Below are 17020 nucleotides of genomic sequence, written 5' to 3'. Positions count from 1 at the left end.
AGCCCCCGATGCCAGACACCGTCGTCGTACCGGCAGATGCAGCCCGTCTGAGCCCCCCGCCGCCACTGGAGGAGGGAACGCTGCGGATCGTGCCGCTGGGCGGCATCGGCGAAGTGGGCCGGAACATGACGGTGTTCGAGATCGGTTCGAAGCTGCTCGTCGTGGACTGCGGGGTGCTCTTCCCCGAGGAGTCCCAGCCCGGCGTTGACGTGATCCTGCCGGACTTCGGCCATCTCCGCGACCGGCTCCAGGACATCGTGGGCGTGGTGCTCACCCACGGGCACGAGGACCACATCGGTGCGGTGCCCTACCTGCTGCGCCTGCGCGGGGACATCCCGCTGATCGGCTCGCAGCTGACGCTCGCTCTCGTCGAGGCCAAGCTGGCCGAACACCGGATCACCCCGGTCCTGGTCACCGTCGCCGAGGGCGAACGCCGCGCCTTCGCCGGTTTCGACTGCGAATTCATCGCCGTCAACCACTCGATCCCCGACGCCCTGGCCGTGTTCATCCGCACCGTCGCCGGCACTGTCCTGCATACGGGCGACTTCAAGATGGACCAGCTGCCCCTGGACGGGCGGATCACCGACCTGCGCGCCTTCGCCCGGCTCGGGGAGGAGGGCGTGGACCTGTTCATGTCCGATTCCACCAACGCCGACGTCCCCGGATTCACGACGGGGGAGCGGGAGATCGGCCCCGTCCTGCGCGAGCTCTTCGGCCGGGCTGCCAAGCGGATCATCGTCGCCTCCTTCTCCTCCCATGTGCACCGGGTCCAGCAAGTGCTCGACGCCGCTGCCGCCCATGGGCGCCAGGTCGCCTTCGTGGGCCGGTCCATGGTGCGCAACATGGGCATCGCCGCCCGGCTGGGCTACCTGCAGGTCCCCGAGGGGATCCTGGTTGACCTCAAGGACGTCGGGCAGCTGCCGGATGAACGCGTGGTGCTGATGTCCACCGGCTCCCAGGGCGAACCGATGGCCGCCCTGTCCCGCATGGCCACCGGGGACCACAGGATCCACGTCGGCCCCGGCGACACGGTCATCCTGGCGTCCTCGCTGATCCCCGGCAACGAGAACGCCGTCTTCCGGGTCATCAACGGGCTCATGAGACGGGGCGCCGACGTCGTGCACAAGGGCACCGCCACGGTCCACGTCTCGGGGCATGCCTCCGCCGGGGAACTGCTGTACTGCTACAACATCATCCGACCGCGCAACGCCATGCCGGTCCACGGGGAAACCCGCCACCTGCTGGCCAACGCCCGGATCGCCGGGCAGACCGGGGTGCCGGAGGCGAACATCCTGCTGACCGAGGACGGTTCCGTCGTGGACCTGCGCGACGGCGTCGCCCGGCAGGTCGGCCAGGTCGACTGCGGGTTCGTCTACGTCGACGGCTCGGCGGTGGGCAGCATCACCGACGACGACCTCAAGGACCGCAGGACCCTCGGCGAAGAGGGGTTCATCTCGATCATCACCGTGGTCAACCGGCAGACCGGGGCCATCGTCACCGGCCCCGACATCCACGCCCGGGGCGTCGCCGAAGACCAGAAGGTCTTCGAGGAGGTCAAGCCGATGATCGTCGCAGCGCTCCAGGAAGCGGTCCGGAAGAACCCCACCCACACCACCTACCAATTGCAGCAGGTCGTCCGGCGCACCATCGGGGCCTGGGTCAGTCGAAAACTGCGCCGCAAGCCCATGATCGTCCCGGTCGTGCTGGAGGCCTGAGGCGTGTAAATCCGGGGCTGGAGGGCCCGGACCCTGTACCGTTACGCGTATGGCGACCCGTACTTCCCCCACCCCGACGAAGGCCTCCGGCCGCAAGCCGACGGGCAAGACCCCGGCGCGCGGCAAATCCGGCACGGGTTCGTCGCGCCCCGGGAATGCGCGGACATCGGCCAACGGCTCCCCGGCGGACCACGACCTGGCCCTGCCGTTGCGGGCGATCCGCGGACTCTGGATGGGCCTGGCACGCATCGTCGGCGGGGCCTTCCGCAAGATCGGCCAGGACGTGCGTCCGGACCGGGACGTCCGCCGCGACGGGACCGCCCTGTTCCTGGTCGTCATCGCCGTCATCGTCGGCAGCGTCGAATGGTGGGGCCTGCGCGGCGTCGGCTGGTACGGCACCACGGTGCACAACATCTTCGGCGGCTCGCTGGGCTTCATGGCCTCCCTGCTGCCCCTGGTCCTGTTCATCGGCGCCTACCGCCTGTTCCGCCGCCCCGAGGAAAACCGGGCGAACAACAGGATCGGCATCGGCCTGACCCTGGCCACCTTGTCCATCGCGGGGATCGCCCACATCGTTGCCGGCCTGCCCGCGCTCGATGCCCCGTTCGACGAACTCTGGGCCGGCGGCGGCGTCGTCGGATTCCTGGTCAGCGTCCCGCTGGCCGGCCTGTTGACCCGGTGGGGCGCGTTGGCCGTGATGATCGTGCTGGCCGTGTTGAGCCTGATGATCATGACGGCCACCCCGTTCCGCCACATCCCGGCCCGCATCCGCCAGGGCTACGAATGGATCATGGGCCAGCCCCAGCCAGGTGCCTCCGGCGGGCCCGCCGATCCGGACGATCCCGAGCATGACCAGAGCTACCTGTATGCCGATCGCGAGCGCCACGAACCCAAGCCCAAGCGCAGCCGTCGCTTCGGCAAGGCGGCCCGGGCCCGCCAGCGTGAAGAGGAGGCCGAAGCTGCGGCAGCCGAGGCCTTCGCCGGCGACGAGGCCTACGACAAGGCGGTCATCCACGATGCCGACGAGGCCCCGGCCACCGCGCCGGAACCTGCCATTCCACCGGGCGTGCGCCGCCCCACCGCCTCGGAAAAGGCGATGCAAAAGGTCAAGGAGGACGTCGGGCTCGGCTCCGGCGCCGACAGCGAACCGGCCACCGAGGCCCTGGACACCACGGCCATCAACGGCATGCTCGCCGCCGGTGCCGCCACCGGCGCGGCTGCGCCCAGCGTGCCCTCCAACCCGGTCGCCCAGCCGGCTCCGTTGACCCCGATCCCGCAACGGACCGAACAGCTCCAGCTCTCCGGCGACGTGGCCTACACGTTGCCCTCCTCCGATTTCCTGCCGGCCGGCCCGCCGGCCAAGGAACGTTCGGAGGCCAACGACGCCGTCGTGAAGGCCCTGACCGACACCCTGGACCAGTTCAAGGTCGACGCCCAGGTCACCGGCTTCAGCCGCGGCCCGACGGTCACCCGCTACGAGATCGCCCTCTCGCCCGGCACCAAGGTCGAACGCGTGACCGCGCTGTCCAAGAACATCTCCTACGCTGTCGCCTCCTCCGACGTGCGCATCCTCTCGCCGATCCCCGGCAAGAGCGCCATCGGCATCGAGATCCCCAACGCCGACAAGGAGGTCGTCGCCCTCGGCGACGTCCTGCGCTCCAACGCGGCCCGCAAGACCGAGCACCCCATGGTCATGGGCGTCGGCAAGGACGTCGAGGGCGGTTTCGTCGTCGCCAACCTGGCCAAGATGCCGCACATGCTGGTCGCCGGTGCCACCGGTGCCGGCAAGTCGTCCTTCGTGAACTCGATGATCACCTCCATCCTCATGCGCGCCACCCCCGACGAGGTGCGCATGGTCATGGTCGACCCCAAGCGCGTGGAACTGACCGCCTACGAGGGCGTCCCGCACCTGATCACCCCGATCATCACCAACCCCAAGAAGGCAGCCGAGGCCCTGCAGTGGGTCGTCCGCGAGATGGACACCCGCTACGACGACCTGGCCAACTTCGGCTACAAGCACGTCGACGACTTCAACAAGGGGGTGCGCAACGGCAAGGTCGTGCCCCCGGAGGGCTCCAAGCGGATCATCCGCCCCTACCCGTACCTGCTGGTCATCGTCGACGAGCTCGCCGACCTGATGATGGTCGCCCCGCGTGACGTCGAGGACTCGATCGTGCGCATCACCCAGCTCGCCCGCGCCGCCGGCATCCACCTGGTGCTGGCCACCCAGCGCCCGTCGGTCGACGTCGTCACCGGCCTGATCAAGGCCAACGTCCCCTCCCGCATGGCCTTCGCGACCTCCTCGGTCACCGACTCCCGCGTGGTGTTGGACCAGCCCGGCGCCGAGAAGCTGCTGGGCCAGGGTGACGCCCTGTTCCTGCCCATGGGTGCCTCCAAGCCGATGCGCGTCCAGGGCGCCTGGGTCACCGAATCGGAGATCCACCGGGTCGTCGAACACGTCAAGGGCCAGCTCACCGCCGTCTACCGCGAGGACGTCGCCGTCGAGGCCCCCAAGAAGGAGATCGACGACGACATCGGCGACGATCTCGAGGTGCTGCTGCAGGCCACCGAACTGGTCGTCACCACCCAGTTCGGCTCCACCTCGATGCTGCAGCGCAAGCTGCGCGTCGGCTTCGCGAAGGCCGGCCGGCTCATGGACCTGCTCGAGTCCCGCGGCGTGGTCGGCCCCTCCGAGGGGTCCAAGGCGCGCGACGTGCTGGTCAAGCCGGACGACCTGCCCGCCGTGCTGGCGGCCATGCGGGGGGACTCGGCACCGGCCACCGCCCAGGACACCCCGGCGGCCGAGGCGGCCCTGGTGGAGAACGCCAACGCCAACCACTACGGCACCGACCTGGTCGCCGAGGACCTCGCGTCGCGCCCCCAGGCCACGGAGTACGACGACGGGGACGACGAATCGGGCTCCGAGGACGCCTGGAACCTGACCGGACGGTAACCTGAGACTGTGACCGAAACACCGGTGGAACCCGACCCCCAGCCTGTCCCGACCCTGAACATCGCCAACGTCCTGACGACGCTGCGCATCATCATGGTCCCGTTCTTCGTGTGGGCCCTGGTGGCCGATGACCAGCAGCATGGCGTGCTGCGCTGGGTCGCCGTGGCACTGTTCGCACTGGCGATGTACACGGACAAGCTCGACGGCGACCTGGCCCGCAGCCGCGGGTTGATCACCAACTTCGGGAAAATCGCCGACCCCATCGCGGACAAGCTCCTGCTGGGAGCCGCCCTGGTCACCCTGTCCTGGTTGGGGGAGCTGTGGTGGTGGGTGACCATCGTCATCCTGGTGCGCGAGCTGGGCATCACGGCACTGCGCTTTGCCGTCATCCGCCGTGGCGTCATCGCCGCCTCGCGGGGCGGGAAGATCAAGACGGTCACCCAGACGGCCGGCCTGTTCCTCATGCTCCTGCCCTTCACCCCCGATATCGGCTGGTTGACGGTCCTCGCGCTGGCAGTGATCCTGCTGGCCGCGGCCATCACCGTCTACACCGGCATCGACTACATCGTCCAGGCGGCCCGGATGAAACCGGCGCCCGATGGGCGCGAGGCCGCGTGAACGACGACGGTGCCCCGCTGGGTGCCCAACGGGTCGTTGCTGCAGGGATCCGGGCGGGATTGACGGTGGCCACCGCGGAATCCCTGACGGCCGGATGGATCGCCGGCGCCATCGCCGACGTCCCCGGGGCCTCGGCCGTCCTGCGCGGGGGAGTCGTCAGCTACCACAACCAGGTCAAGCAGGACCTGCTGGGGGTTGACGCCGACCTGCTGCGGGAACGCGGATCCGTGGACCAGGAGGTCGCCCGCCAGATGGCCGTGGGAGCCAGGGAATCCTGCACCGCCGACGTGGCAGTTTCCAGCACCGGCGTCGCCGGACCCGACGCCCACGACGGCAAACCAGTGGGGACCGTGTACATCGGCCATGCGAGCGGATCGGGCAGCGGCGCCCGTGAACTGCACCTGTCAGGCGACCGCCAGCAGATCCGCGCGGCGGCACGGGATGCGGCCCTGGAGGTCCTGGCCGAATTGCTGGAATCGAAATAGTCGTCCACAGTGTGCCGCAGCGCTGGTAGATCGGTCCCGGTTATGACTAGTGTGGGTGCCGGGAACAAAATGACGATCCCGTGAGTTGAAAAAACTACAAGGGTCCATAGCAGGACCCACGGGCCAGCAAGCATCTGGCACAGGATCTGAAGGAGTAAGGCGATACACATGGTCAAGCAACCCGTATCCGTAAACGGCGTCGTCCGTTGGCGCGATGTGGGCCTGGCAGAAGATGCCCGTCGCGAGCATAAGGAGCCCAAAATGGTAGTTCTCCGTCACGAGATCGGCGACGTCCTGCGGGATGTCCGCCAACGGCAGGGCAGGACCCTGCGCGAGGTCTCGCATAACGCGCGTGTTTCCCTTGGTTACCTCTCCGAGGTGGAGCGCGGACAGAAGGAAGCGTCGTCCGAATTGCTCTCATCGATCTGTGGGGCCCTCGACGTCCCGTTGTCCCTGATGCTGCGCGAAGTCAGCGATCGCGTGGCCATGGCCGAAGGGGTGGACATCCCGGACACCGTTCCATCGGACCTCGCCAGCCAGTTCTCCACCGTCTTGCCGGAGGATTGGACCGAGGCCCTTCCCCAGGACCTCGCCGCGTCACACTAGGAATTGGCAGCGCGTCTCCCGGCCGAAAACCGGGAGGGACGACGCACCGAGACGATGTCGACAGGCAGGGCAGTCGCTTCAGCGACTGCCCTGCCTGCTGTCGTGATCAGCCCCGGTCGTTCAGGTACGAACGGTTCAGCTTCGTCAGCAGTCCGGCCAGCGTCGTGAGCTCCGCATCGGGCCAATCGGCCAACAAGTCACGGAAAATATGTTGCCGCGAGTCCTGCGCGGCCGCCAGCTGACGGGCGCCCACCTCGGTGAGGGTGATCGACTGCGCCCGCCCATCGGAGGGGTCGGCGACCTTGGTCAACACACCGAGTTCCTCAAGCATCTTCACCTGCCGGCTCACCGAGGGCTTGCCCACCCCGATCTCCGCGGCCAGCTCCGTCAAACGCAGGGTGCCCTTGCGCTGCAAGGCGGCGAGCAGCCCGTAGGCCCCCGGCTCCATGTCCGGGTGGACCTGCTTGGCCACCTTGTTGCCGTTGGCCCGTGCCCGACGCCACAGGAAACTCAACTGCTCCTCCATGTCATGGATCGCCTGGGTTCGCTGCGCGGCTTCACTGGCCACGGTGGCAGGTTCATTCATGGCACCATCTTAGGGTCGGAACGACCGGCACGTGGAAGAATGGACGATGTGAGACTAAGCGACTTCTGGCGGCTGATGGACGATGAATTCGGGGCAGGCTATTCCCGCGTCCTGGCCTCCGAACTGGTGTTGTCGGACCTGGGCGACCGAAGCGCCCAGCAGGCCCTGTCGGCGGGGATCGAGCCCCGCAGGATCTGGCTGGCCGTGTGCGAGAAGCAGGATGTCCCCCACGAGCGGCGACTGGGCCGGGACATCGCCCCGCGGAAGTAGGGGAGCCGTGACACGCCGTCCACATGTTCGAACATGTGTTCGGAAGAGCTGTAGGATGTGACAAGAGACGGTGCACGGAACGGCACCGCGGTTCTCCACAGGAACCGGGGGCAGCACCAAATTGTCCGGTGCGACGCATACCGTGTGAAACAGGACGACAACAGGCCGTAGGGCCGCAACACAACCGAGGTGAATGATGGCCGCAGCAATGGACCGCGAAAAGGCGCTCGAATCCGCGCTCGCGCAGATCGACAAGCAGTACGGCAAGGGATCGGTCATGCGCTTGGGTGATGATACCCGCGCCAAGATCGAGGTCATCCCCACCGGATCGATCGCCATGGACATCGCCCTGGGGATTGGCGGACTCCCGCGTGGCCGCGTCGTGGAGATCTACGGACCGGAATCCTCGGGTAAGACGACGTTGGCCCTGCACGCGGTCGCCAACGCCCAACGCAATGGCGGAATCGCCGCCTTCATCGACGCCGAGCACGCGCTGGACCCCGAATACGCCCAGAAGCTGGGCGTCGACACCGACGCCCTGTTGGTCTCGCAGCCGGATACCGGTGAACAGGCACTCGAGATCATGGACATGCTGATCGGCTCGGGTTCGCTGGACGTCATCGTCATCGACTCCGTGGCAGCCCTCGTGCCCCGCGCCGAAATCGAAGGCGAAATGGGAGACAGCCACGTGGGCCTGCAGGCCCGCCTGATGAGCCAGGCGCTGCGGAAGATCGCAGGACGTCTGAGCCAGACCAAGACGACGGCCATCTTCATCAACCAGTTGCGCGAGAAGATCGGTGTCTTCTTCGGCAGCCCCGAGACGACGACGGGCGGCAAGGCGCTGAAGTTCTACGCCTCCGTGCGCATCGATGTCCGCCGCATCGAAACCCTCAAGGAGGGGACCAACCCCGTCGGCAACCGCACGCGTGCCAAGATCGTCAAGAACAAGATGGCCCCGCCGTTCAAGCAAGCCGAATTCGACATCCTCTATGGAGTGGGCATTTCCCGCGAAGGCGGCCTGATCGACATGGGCGTCGAAGAGGGCTTCGTGAAGAAGTCGGGTGCCTGGTTCACCTACGACGGCGACCAGCTCGGGCAGGGCAAGGAAAATGCCCGCAAGTTCCTGCGGGACAACCCCGACCTGACCGATGAGCTGGAACGCCGGATCAAGGAGAAGCTCGGCATTGGCGTCCAGCCGGAGGAGCCGGGCGACCCGCAGCTCCGTGCCGTGGGCACCGACTCCTAATTCCCCTCGACCGGAGCGGACGCAGCATGGACTCGATACCAGCGGATCGCAACGAGCCGGCGGCCACCGATGATCCGGGTGGGGGGCCAGACGCCAGTGGAAACAGCACCGGCCGGGGACGACGGGGCGGCAAGCCGCGTCGGACCACGGCCGAGCATGGACCCACGGAGGATCCGGAGGCCGCAGCCCGGGCCATCATCCTGCGCCAACTCACTGGTTCCGCGAAGAGCCGGAAACAGCTCTCGGAGAAATTGGCCGATCGCGGGATCCCCGAGGACGTTGCCCGGCAGGCCCTGGACCGCTTCGAGGAGCTCCAGCTCATCGACGATGGCGCCTTCGCCGACTCGTGGGTGATCAGCCGGGCGCGGACCCGGGGGCTCTCCCGCTCCGCCTTGGGCCGGGAACTGCGCGAGAAGGGCATCGACGACGAGTTGGCCGCCGCGGCCTTGGAACAACTCGACGATGACGACGAACTGGAGATGGCCCGCGAGCTGGTTCGGAAGAAGGTGCGGACCCTGCCGGCCGGCCTGGACCGCGACAAGGGCGTACGCCGGCTGGTCTCCATGCTGGGGCGCAAGGGGTATGGCCCCGGCACCGCATTCCGGGTCGTCAACGAAGTCTGGACGCTGGACAGCCACTGAGCCCCGGCCGGTTCCCCGGCTGGGCAGCCGTTCGGTACCCTAGAGGGGTGAGTTTGACCATTCCCAGCATCGATCCCGTCCCCTCCACCGACGTCCCCCCGCGCAGCTATGAGGTCCGCACCTATGGCTGCCAAATGAACGTCCACGACTCGGAGCGGCTCGCCGGCCTGCTCGAGGAGGCCGGCATGGTTCCCCGGGCGGATCCAGGTGGCGACGGTGAAGCCGATGTCGTTGTGTTCAACACCTGCGCCGTGCGGGAGAACGCAGACAACAAGCTTTACGGGAACCTGGGCCGGCTCGCCCACGTCAAGGAACAGCACCCTGGAATGCAGATCGCCGTCGGGGGCTGCCTCGCGCAAAAGGACCGCGAAACGATTCTGCGCAAGGCACCCTGGGTTGACGTCGTCTTCGGCACACACAATGTCGGCTCCCTGCCCACGTTGCTTGAACGGGCCCGGCACAACAACGAGGCCCAGCTCGAGATCCTCGAGTCCCTCGTCGTCTTTCCCTCCACCCTTCCCACCAAACGCGATTCCGTCTACTCCGGGTGGGTCTCGATCTCGGTGGGCTGCAACAACACGTGTACCTTCTGCATCGTGCCCTCGCTGCGTGGCAAGGAACGCGATCGGCGCCCCGGCGACATCCTCGCCGAAGTACAAGCGCTCGTCGATGATGGGGCCATCGAAGTCACACTGTTGGGGCAGAACGTGAACTCCTACGGTGTCGAATTCGGCGACCGGCTGGCGTTCGGCAAGCTGCTGCGTGCCTGTGGCCAGATCCCCGGGCTCGAACGCGTGCGGTTCACCAGCCCCCACCCGGCCGCGTTCACCGATGACGTCATCGACGCCATGGCCGATACCCCGAACGTCATGCCGCAACTGCACATGCCCTTGCAGTCGGGCTCGGACAAGGTCCTCAAGGACATGCGCCGGTCCTACCGGTCGAAGAAGTTCCTGGGGATCCTGGACCGCGTCCGCGAACGCATGCCCGAGGCGGCCATCACCACCGATATCATCGTCGGATTTCCCGGGGAAACCGAGGAGGACTTCCAGGCAACCCTTGATGTGGTGGAGAAGTCGCGGTTCTCGAGCGCGTTCACGTTCCAGTACTCCAAGCGGCCGGGCACCCCGGCCGCGGATCTGCCGGACCAGCTGCCCAAGGAGGTCGTCCAGGAACGCTACGAACGGCTGACTGCCTTGCAGGACCGCATCTGCGCCGAGGAAAACGCCCGCCAGGTGGGCCGGCAGGTTGAGGTCATGGTCACGGCAGGATCCGGTCGCAAGGCCGAGCAAACCCACCGGCTTTCCGGCCGCGCGCGCGACCAGCGCCTCGTGCACTTCTCGGTGCCGGAGGGGGCCGAACAACCACGGCCCGGGGATCTGGTCACCGTGGAGGTCAACGAAGCAGCAGCCTTCCACCTCGTCGCCGATCCCGCGACAGTGGGTGACTACCACCTTCGCCGGTCACGGGCCGGGGACGCCGGGGACAGGTCCCAAGCAGATTCCTGCGGTGTCGGCAGCGGATCCACGGCGGGCGGCACAGGCGTCTCGTTGGGGATGCCTTCGCTTCCGCCACGTGCCTAACGCCCCGTGAGACCGCTCATCGCCGTCGTCGGCCCAACGGGAACCGGAAAGTCCGCCACCGCGATCATGTTGGCCCGGCAGTTCGGCGGAGAGATCGTCAATGCCGACGCCCTGCAGTTCTACCGGGGCATGGACATCGGCACGGCCAAACTGGGTGAGGACGAACGCGGCGGCATCCGCCACCACCTGCTGGACATCATGGACATCAGCGAGGAAGCCAGCGTCGCCACCTTCCAGCGGCAGGCCCGTGAAGCCATCGCTGGAATCCAGGAACGTGGACACCTGCCCATCCTGGTCGGTGGCTCGGGACTCTACGTCCGTGCCGTCATCGACGAACTCGAATTCCCGCCCACCGACCCCCACATCAGACGCCGGCTGGAAGTCGAAGCAGCCGAACACGGCACCGCCGGGCTCCGGCAACGACTCGCATCCGCGGACCCGGTCTCCGCAGCGCGCGGACTCGACGAACGCCGGCTCGTGCGGGCCCTTGAAGTCCACGAAATCACCGGTCGACCGTTCAGCTCCTACATGCCCCAACGCACCTACCGGCAACCCACCCTCCAGATCGGGCTGGATCTGGATCGTGCCCGCCTGCATGAACGGCTCGAACAACGCGTGCGGGGCATGCATGAGGCGGGGCTCCTCTCCGAGGTCAGGGACCTGGCCGCCCGCGGGGTGCGCGCAACCAAGACTGCGTCCCGCGCCATCGGCTATGCACAATTCCTCGAAGTCATCGACGGCACCTCCACCGTGGAGGAGGCCGTGGAATCGACCACGATTGCGACACGTCGGTTCGCCCGCCGACAGCTCACCTGGTTCCGCGCCGACCCCCGGGTCAACTGGTTCGACGCCCTCGACCCCACCTCGGAGGACCGCATCCGTGCCGCAGTGGGTGAATTCGACACCTCAACCGGTGGGTAGGCTAGTGGCATGAGCGCCAGTGTCCCAGAACAGCATGCAGCACGACTCCGGGAACTCTCCGGAATGGCCTTCACCAAGGGCCACGGAACCGGCAACGACTTCATCCTCATCGCCGATCCGGACGGCGCCATGGACGTCCTGCCCGAACAGGTCGCCGCAGTGTGCGACAGGCATCTCGGCCTGGGGGCGGACGGCTTCATCCGCGCCGTCAGATCGGCAATCCTGTCCGAAGGGCGGGCCGTGCTGGCCGAACACCCGGACGCCGAGTGGTTCATGGACTACCGCAATGGCGATGGGTCGGTCTCCGAAATGTGCGGCAATGGAGTGCGGGTCTTCGTCCATTTCCTCATCAGCCGCGGATTCGTCACCCTGGACGACGGCCAGGCACTGACCATTGGCACCCGGGCGGGTGCCAAGGTCATCACCCGCTCCTCCGCCGGTTACGCTGTGGACATGGGACCGTGGGACTTCACCTTTCCCGAAAAGGCCGAAGAACGGGCCCTTGACTCCATTGTCGACGCGGGTCTGGAAGTTCCCCGCCCGGCACTCAGCGTGGGCATGGGCAACCCGCATACAGTCGTCGCGCTCTCCGAAGCCGCGGAACTCGACGAATTGGACCTGCATCGGTCACCACTCGTGGACCCGGTTCCTCCCCACGGGACCAACGTCGAATTCGTCCTGCCGTCCGATCCCCTCGTCAGCGACGGGGTAGGCACGATCCGCATGCGCGTCCACGAGCGCGGTGTGGGGGAGACCCGCTCCTGCGGAACCGGGGCTTGCGCTGCCGTCGTGGCCACCCGTCACTGGGCCGGCGGCATTGCGGCGGACCGGTGGGATGTCCACGTCCCCGGAGGCACTGTCGCCATCTCCTTCGTGGCCGGCCCGGATGGCCGCGAACACGTGGTGTTGGACGGCCCCGCCGTCCTGGTGGCCGAGGGCATCCTGAACTAGCTCCCGGCAGCGTCCCCGTTGGTGCCATCGGCAGGCCTGTCGACACGCAGCAGCCGGAATGACTTGGCGGTCGTGTGGCGGGAGACCGTGAAGCCGGTGGGCAGCTCCCGTGAGAGCCAGGTCTGCAGGGAGTCCGACCCGAGGTTCTTCTGCACCACCAGCCATGCAGTTCCCCCCGGAGCCAAGCGGGGCATCCACTGCAGCAGGATCCCATGAAGCACGTCCTTTCCCACCCGGATCGGGGGATTGGACCAGATGGTCTGGAATCGCAACGAGGGGTCCACGGACTCGGGCGTCGTGGCCACAAGATTGTCCACCCCAAGCCCCTCGGCGTTTTCGCGGGTGAGCTGCAGGCTGCGTTCGTTGACATCCACTGCGTGGACGGTCGCCCCCGGTGAGGCCAGGGCCATGCTCAGGGCGATGGGTCCCCAACCGCACCCGATGTCCAAGAGGTTTCCGGCAGGAGCCGGGGCAGGCACCTCTGACAACAGCACGGCCGTGCCCTTGTCCACGCCGTCGGGACTGAAGATGCCACCGGCCGTGTTGACAGTGCGTTCGGCACCACCGAGGAACACCCGGATCTGTTTGCGGGTGAACGGCGTTGACGGTTGTGCGCTGAAATAGTGGTCCGAACCCATGCATGGAAGATTAACCGCCGAGTGGACGACAAAGCCAATCACCGGGATGACCGTGCATCACAACCAGTGATAGAGTATTCCCAATCACTTGGCATGCCGAAGCAGGTTTCGTATTCGGCCGCTGGAGGAAAACCTCGACGCGACGGCGGGCCGGACTAGAATTGGTGCAAGCACCTTCAAAGGGGAACATGACCACTCACAACGAGCCCAATCCACGCGATCACGACCTCAACGAGGACGAGATCCAGTCCGTCATCGACCGCATCCTGGCCACGGATGATGCTGCTGGCCACGCAGCCAGCCACCGCGGTGGCCCGTCCCTGGACGGCAAGGCCCTGGCCCTGGGTGCGGACGGCAACGGACACTCGGCATCCGATGGAGAACAGCGGGACCTGGCCGAACGCAATGCCCTGCGTCGCGTCGCCGGATTGTCCACCGAACTCGAGGACGTCACCGAGGTCGAGTACCGGCAGTTGCGCCTCGAGCGCGTCGTGTTGGCCGGCATCTGGACTGATGGAACGGCCCAGGACGCCGAGAACTCGCTGCGTGAACTGGCTGCCCTGGCGGAAACGGCAGGGTCGGAGGTTCTCGACGGACTCGTCCAACGCCGCATGAAACCAGACCCCGGGACCTATTTGGGATCGGGCAAGGCCCAGGAACTGCGTGACATCGTTGCCAGCACCGGCGCCGACACAGTCGTCATCGACTCCGAACTGGCACCATCCCAGCGTCGTGCACTGGAGGACATCGTCCGGGTCAAGGTCATTGACCGCACCGCGTTGATCCTGGATATCTTCGCCCAGCATGCCCAAAGCCGTGAAGGCAAGGCGCAAGTTGAACTCGCCCAACTCGAGTACCTGCTGCCCCGCCTGCGTGGCTGGGGTGAATCGATGTCACGCCAGGCAGGCGGCCGCGTGGGCACAGCTGGCGGTGGCATTGGCTCGCGCGGCCCCGGTGAGACCAAGATCGAGTTGGATCGTCGGCGCATCCGTGACCGTATGGCCAAACTCCGCCGTGAAATCAAGGGCATGAAACCAGCTCGAGAGGCCAAACGCTCGAATCGCAAACGCAACGCGGTGCCGGCGGTGGCCATCGCCGGATATACGAACGCCGGAAAGTCCTCACTGTTGAACCGGCTCACCGATGCCGGAGCGCTGGTCGAAAACGCCCTGTTCGCCACCCTCGACCCGACAGTACGGCGGACGGAAACCGAGGACGGCGTCGGATATACGATCGCGGACACCGTGGGCTTCGTTCGATCCCTGCCGACGCAGCTCGTGGAGGCCTTCCGCTCGACACTGGAGGAGATCGCCGACGCCGATCTGATCCTGCACGTGGTGGACGCCTCGCACCCGGATCCCGAGGGGCAGATCCATGCCGTTCGCCAGGTCCTCACCGAGGTCGATGCGCAGAACATCCCGGAAATCATCGTGCTGAACAAGGCAGACATCGCCGACCCGTTCGTCGTCGAACGCATCCGCCAGCGTGAAGCGAACCATGTCGTCGTCTCCGCTCGCACCGGGGGAGGCATCCCCGAGTTGCTGGAGCGCATCAGCTCCTCGATCCCGCGGCCCGATGTGGGCATGGAACTGCTCATCCCGTATGGCCGTGGCGACCTGGTGAACCGGTTGCACGGCACCGATGCCGAAATCCTCTCGACCGAACACACGGCCGAGGGTACCCGCATGTCAGTCAAGGTGCGCGGCGTACTCGCCGCGGAATTGGAGCCGTTCGTCGTCCATGGCTGAAGTACAAGACGTTGTCGCCCTGTTGGACCGCGCCGTGGAACGCATGGGCGGGCAGAGCCGCCCCGGGCAGCACGAGATGACGCGCCAGGTCGTGGAGTCCCTCGATACGGGGCGGCACCTCCTGGTTCAGGCGGGTACGGGAACGGGCAAGTCGCTGGCCTACCTGGTTCCGGCGATCGCACATGCACTGGATGCCGAAAAGCCGGTAGTGGTCTCCACCGCCACGCTGGCACTGCAGGCGCAAATTGTCGGGCGTGACCTACCCCGGTTGCTCGAAAACCTCGACGAGGAGCTGCCGCGGCGCCTTGATGTGGCATTGGCCAAGGGGCGCTCCAACTATGTCTGCAAGTACAAGCTCGGTGGCGGGTACCCCGATGAGGACGAAGGGGCCCTTTTTGCCCTGGGCGACGACGGTGCGGCTCGCCCCCTCACCGCCGGAGCCGGACCGTCATCCGCCCTGGGGCAGGAAGTCGTACGCGTCAGGGAATGGGCCGAGGAGACCGAAACGGGGGACCGGGACGATCTGGTGCCGGGGGTCAGCGAGCGAGCGTGGAGGCAGGTCTCGGTCAGCGCCATGGATTGCCTGGGGGCGCAGAAATGCCCGATGGCAGAAGAGTGCTTCAGTGAACTGGCCCGCAAGAAGGCCGGCGAAGCCGACATCGTCATCACGAACCACGCGATGCTCGCGGTGTCCGCGTTCGAGGGTCTGGCTGTACTGCCCGAATTCGACACCGTCATCATCGACGAGGCCCATGAGCTCCAGGACCGGGTCACCAGCTCCGTCACCCGGCCGCTGTCGGCAGCTCTCGTCTCCAATGCGGCCACCGCAACTCGTCGCAACTGCAAGGGCGTCGCCGTGGAGGCCCTGAGCCGTGCCGGCAAGGCCCTGGCCGACTCCCTGGACGGCGTTCCCACCGGGCTGATGCCCAAGGGGCTGAACGACGAACAACGACTGGCCGTCACCGCCGTCCGGGAAGCGGCGCGTGTCGCGCTCTCGGATTCGAAGCCGACCAACGGTGAAACCGCCGACGGCGGCCGGCAAATGGCGCGGTCGCAGCTGCTGTATCTGGTGGAGCAATGCGACCGGCTCGACGGACCGGCTGACGACCACGAAGTCATCTGGATTTCACGTCAAGGGACCTTCACCCCCGGCTCCGGCTATGCGGCCCCCGATGACTCCTCGCCGGCCACCATCAATGTGGCCCCGCTTTCGGTTGCCGGAAAGCTGCGAGAGGGGCTCTTCGACGGCCGGACCGTCGTGCTGACGTCGGCGACTCTGGCCATCGGCGCCGCCTTCGAACCCGTCGCCGGTTCCCTGGGTCTGCTCGGTGAAGGGGCGCCGGCCTGGACCGGCGTCGATGTGGGCAGTCCCTTTGACTACACGCGACAGGGCATGCTCTACGTCGCGCGCCATCTGCCCAAGCCCTCCCGCAATGTCTCGGCGGAGGCCCTGGATGAACTGGCCGACCTGATCGGCGCCTCCGGCGGGGGAGTCCTGGCTCTCTTCTCCTCACGCAGGGCAGCAGAAGAAGCCGCGGAAGCCCTGCGCCCGCGCGTGGACCCGGAGATCCTCTGCCAAGGTGAGTCGAGCATGTCCACGCTGGTCCAGCAGTTCGCGGATGAACGCGATACGTGCCTGTTCGGGACGATGACGCTCTGGCAGGGGGTCGACGTCCCTGGTCCATCGTGCCGTCTGGTGGTGATCGACCGGATCCCCTTCCCGCGCCCCGACGACCCGCTGAGCACGGCGCGTAGCCGCGACGTCGCCCGTCATGGAGGCAATGGCTTCATGGCCGTGTCGGCCTCCCATGCCGCCGTACGGCTCGCCCAAGGCGCGGGGAGGCTGATCCGTTCCACCACGGACCGCGGCGTCGTTGCGGTCTTGGACTCGCGACTGGCTACCGAACGCTATGGCAACTTCCTGCGTGCCTCCCTGCCTCCCATGTGGGCCACGACCGACAAGAACGTCGTTCTGGGCGCCTTGGCACGGATCGCAGCCAGCGACTCCTGAACGCAAGGATCCCCCGTCCTGGGAGGCAGGACAGGGGATCGGTGCTAG

15 protein-coding genes are annotated in these 17020 nt (G+C 66.9%); 13 read left to right on the top strand and 2 right to left on the bottom strand.

Annotated features, from left to right (window positions below):
• Window positions 1-8 precede the first annotated feature (8 nt).
• From ACN0TP_RS16525 to ACN0TP_RS16505, 5 genes are all read left to right on the top strand, one after another.
• Window positions 9-1715 carry a ribonuclease J gene (locus tag ACN0TP_RS16525; protein ID WP_417220750.1) on the top strand — a complete coding sequence of 569 codons (1707 nt, stop codon included), beginning with the start codon at window positions 9-11 and terminating at the stop codon, window positions 1713-1715.
• A gap of 49 nt (window positions 1716-1764) precedes the next feature.
• Window positions 1765-4668, top strand: coding sequence for a DNA translocase FtsK 4TM domain-containing protein (locus tag ACN0TP_RS16520; protein WP_417220748.1), 2904 nt, complete (start codon window positions 1765-1767; stop codon window positions 4666-4668).
• A gap of 9 nt (window positions 4669-4677) precedes the next feature.
• On the top strand, window positions 4678-5286 hold the full coding sequence (gene pgsA, locus ACN0TP_RS16515; RefSeq protein WP_417220746.1) for a CDP-diacylglycerol--glycerol-3-phosphate 3-phosphatidyltransferase: 609 nt from the start codon (window positions 4678-4680) through the stop codon (window positions 5284-5286).
• Window positions 5283-5771: a CinA family protein gene (locus ACN0TP_RS16510; protein WP_417220744.1), complete on the top strand. Its 489-nt coding sequence runs from the start codon at window positions 5283-5285 to the stop codon at window positions 5769-5771. The genes pgsA and ACN0TP_RS16510 overlap by 4 nt, the downstream gene beginning before the upstream one ends.
• A gap of 168 nt (window positions 5772-5939) precedes the next feature.
• Window positions 5940-6377, top strand: a complete 438-nt coding sequence (locus ACN0TP_RS16505) for a helix-turn-helix domain-containing protein (protein ID WP_417220742.1) — start codon at window positions 5940-5942, stop codon at window positions 6375-6377.
• A gap of 106 nt (window positions 6378-6483) precedes the next feature.
• Here ACN0TP_RS16505 and ACN0TP_RS16500 read toward each other — a convergent pair whose 3' ends face one another.
• Window positions 6484-6963: a MarR family winged helix-turn-helix transcriptional regulator gene (locus ACN0TP_RS16500; protein WP_417220741.1), complete on the bottom strand. Its 480-nt coding sequence runs from the start codon at window positions 6961-6963 to the stop codon at window positions 6484-6486.
• 48 nt (window positions 6964-7011) lie between these two features.
• Here ACN0TP_RS16500 and ACN0TP_RS16495 point away from each other — a divergent pair, with 48 nt between their 5' ends.
• The 6 genes from ACN0TP_RS16495 to dapF all read left to right on the top strand — a co-directional run bounded on the left by ACN0TP_RS16495 (window position 7012) and on the right by dapF (window position 12575).
• A complete protein-coding gene (locus tag ACN0TP_RS16495) occupies window positions 7012-7233 on the top strand; it encodes a DUF3046 domain-containing protein (protein WP_417220740.1) in 222 nt (73 codons plus the stop codon).
• 196 nt (window positions 7234-7429) lie between these two features.
• Window positions 7430-8479, top strand: a complete 1050-nt coding sequence (gene recA / locus ACN0TP_RS16490; protein ID WP_417220818.1) for a recombinase RecA — start codon at window positions 7430-7432, stop codon at window positions 8477-8479.
• Window positions 8480-8505: 26 nt separating this feature from the next.
• Window positions 8506-9120, top strand: a complete 615-nt coding sequence (locus tag ACN0TP_RS16485; protein WP_417220737.1) for a regulatory protein RecX — start codon at window positions 8506-8508, stop codon at window positions 9118-9120.
• Window positions 9121-9167: 47 nt separating this feature from the next.
• A complete protein-coding gene (miaB, locus tag ACN0TP_RS16480) occupies window positions 9168-10703 on the top strand; it encodes a tRNA (N6-isopentenyl adenosine(37)-C2)-methylthiotransferase MiaB (protein WP_417220735.1) in 1536 nt (511 codons plus the stop codon).
• A 6-nt stretch (window positions 10704-10709) separates the two neighbouring features.
• On the top strand, window positions 10710-11624 hold the full coding sequence (gene miaA, locus ACN0TP_RS16475; RefSeq protein WP_417220733.1) for a tRNA (adenosine(37)-N6)-dimethylallyltransferase MiaA: 915 nt from the start codon (window positions 10710-10712) through the stop codon (window positions 11622-11624).
• 9 nt (window positions 11625-11633) lie between these two features.
• Entirely contained in the window at window positions 11634-12575 is a 942-nt protein-coding gene (gene dapF / locus ACN0TP_RS16470) for a diaminopimelate epimerase (RefSeq protein ID WP_417220730.1), read from the top strand.
• Here dapF and ACN0TP_RS16465 read toward each other — a convergent pair.
• Entirely contained in the window at window positions 12572-13213 is a 642-nt protein-coding gene (locus ACN0TP_RS16465) for a class I SAM-dependent methyltransferase (protein WP_417220728.1), read from the bottom strand. The genes dapF and ACN0TP_RS16465 overlap by 4 nt on opposite strands.
• A 188-nt stretch (window positions 13214-13401) precedes the next feature.
• Here ACN0TP_RS16465 and hflX point away from each other — a divergent pair, with 188 nt between their 5' ends.
• Together hflX and ACN0TP_RS16455 are read left to right on the top strand one after the other, a co-directional pair.
• Complete coding sequence (hflX, locus tag ACN0TP_RS16460) at window positions 13402-14961, top strand: GTPase HflX (protein ID WP_417220726.1); 1560 nt, start codon at window positions 13402-13404, stop codon at window positions 14959-14961.
• On the top strand, window positions 14954-16972 hold the full coding sequence (locus ACN0TP_RS16455) for an ATP-dependent DNA helicase (protein ID WP_417220723.1): 2019 nt from the start codon (window positions 14954-14956) through the stop codon (window positions 16970-16972). Before hflX ends, ACN0TP_RS16455 begins: the two co-directional genes overlap by 8 nt.
• The last annotated feature ends 48 nt before the right edge of the window (window positions 16973-17020 follow it).

The organism is Arthrobacter sp., assembly GCF_048266065.1.
In the GTDB taxonomy this organism is placed as follows: domain Bacteria; phylum Actinomycetota; class Actinomycetes; order Actinomycetales; family Micrococcaceae; genus Arthrobacter_H.
Note: the sequence above shows the minus strand (reverse complement) of the source record. Positions and strands in the feature narration are given on the sequence as shown.

What these genes read in the sequence shown, in the direction of transcription:
- ACN0TP_RS16525 (WP_417220750.1), top strand. Translation starts at nt 9, where the DNA reads ATGCCAGACACCGTCGTCGTACCGGCAGATGCAGCCCGTCTGAGCCCC.
- ACN0TP_RS16455 (WP_417220723.1), top strand. Translation starts at nt 14,954, where the DNA reads ATGGCTGAAGTACAAGACGTTGTCGCCCTGTTGGACCGCGCCGTGGAA.
- hflX (WP_417220726.1), top strand. Translation starts at nt 13,402, where the DNA reads ATGACCACTCACAACGAGCCCAATCCACGCGATCACGACCTCAACGAG.
- ACN0TP_RS16465 (WP_417220728.1), bottom strand. Translation starts at nt 13,213, where the DNA reads ATGGGTTCGGACCACTATTTCAGCGCACAACCGTCAACGCCGTTCACC.
- ACN0TP_RS16520 (WP_417220748.1), top strand. Translation starts at nt 1,765, where the DNA reads ATGGCGACCCGTACTTCCCCCACCCCGACGAAGGCCTCCGGCCGCAAG.
- ACN0TP_RS16500 (WP_417220741.1), bottom strand. Translation starts at nt 6,963, where the DNA reads ATGAATGAACCTGCCACCGTGGCCAGTGAAGCCGCGCAGCGAACCCAG.
- recA (WP_417220818.1), top strand. Translation starts at nt 7,430, where the DNA reads ATGGCCGCAGCAATGGACCGCGAAAAGGCGCTCGAATCCGCGCTCGCG.
- dapF (WP_417220730.1), top strand. Translation starts at nt 11,634, where the DNA reads ATGAGCGCCAGTGTCCCAGAACAGCATGCAGCACGACTCCGGGAACTC.
- ACN0TP_RS16485 (WP_417220737.1), top strand. Translation starts at nt 8,506, where the DNA reads ATGGACTCGATACCAGCGGATCGCAACGAGCCGGCGGCCACCGATGAT.
- ACN0TP_RS16505 (WP_417220742.1), top strand. Translation starts at nt 5,940, where the DNA reads ATGGTCAAGCAACCCGTATCCGTAAACGGCGTCGTCCGTTGGCGCGAT.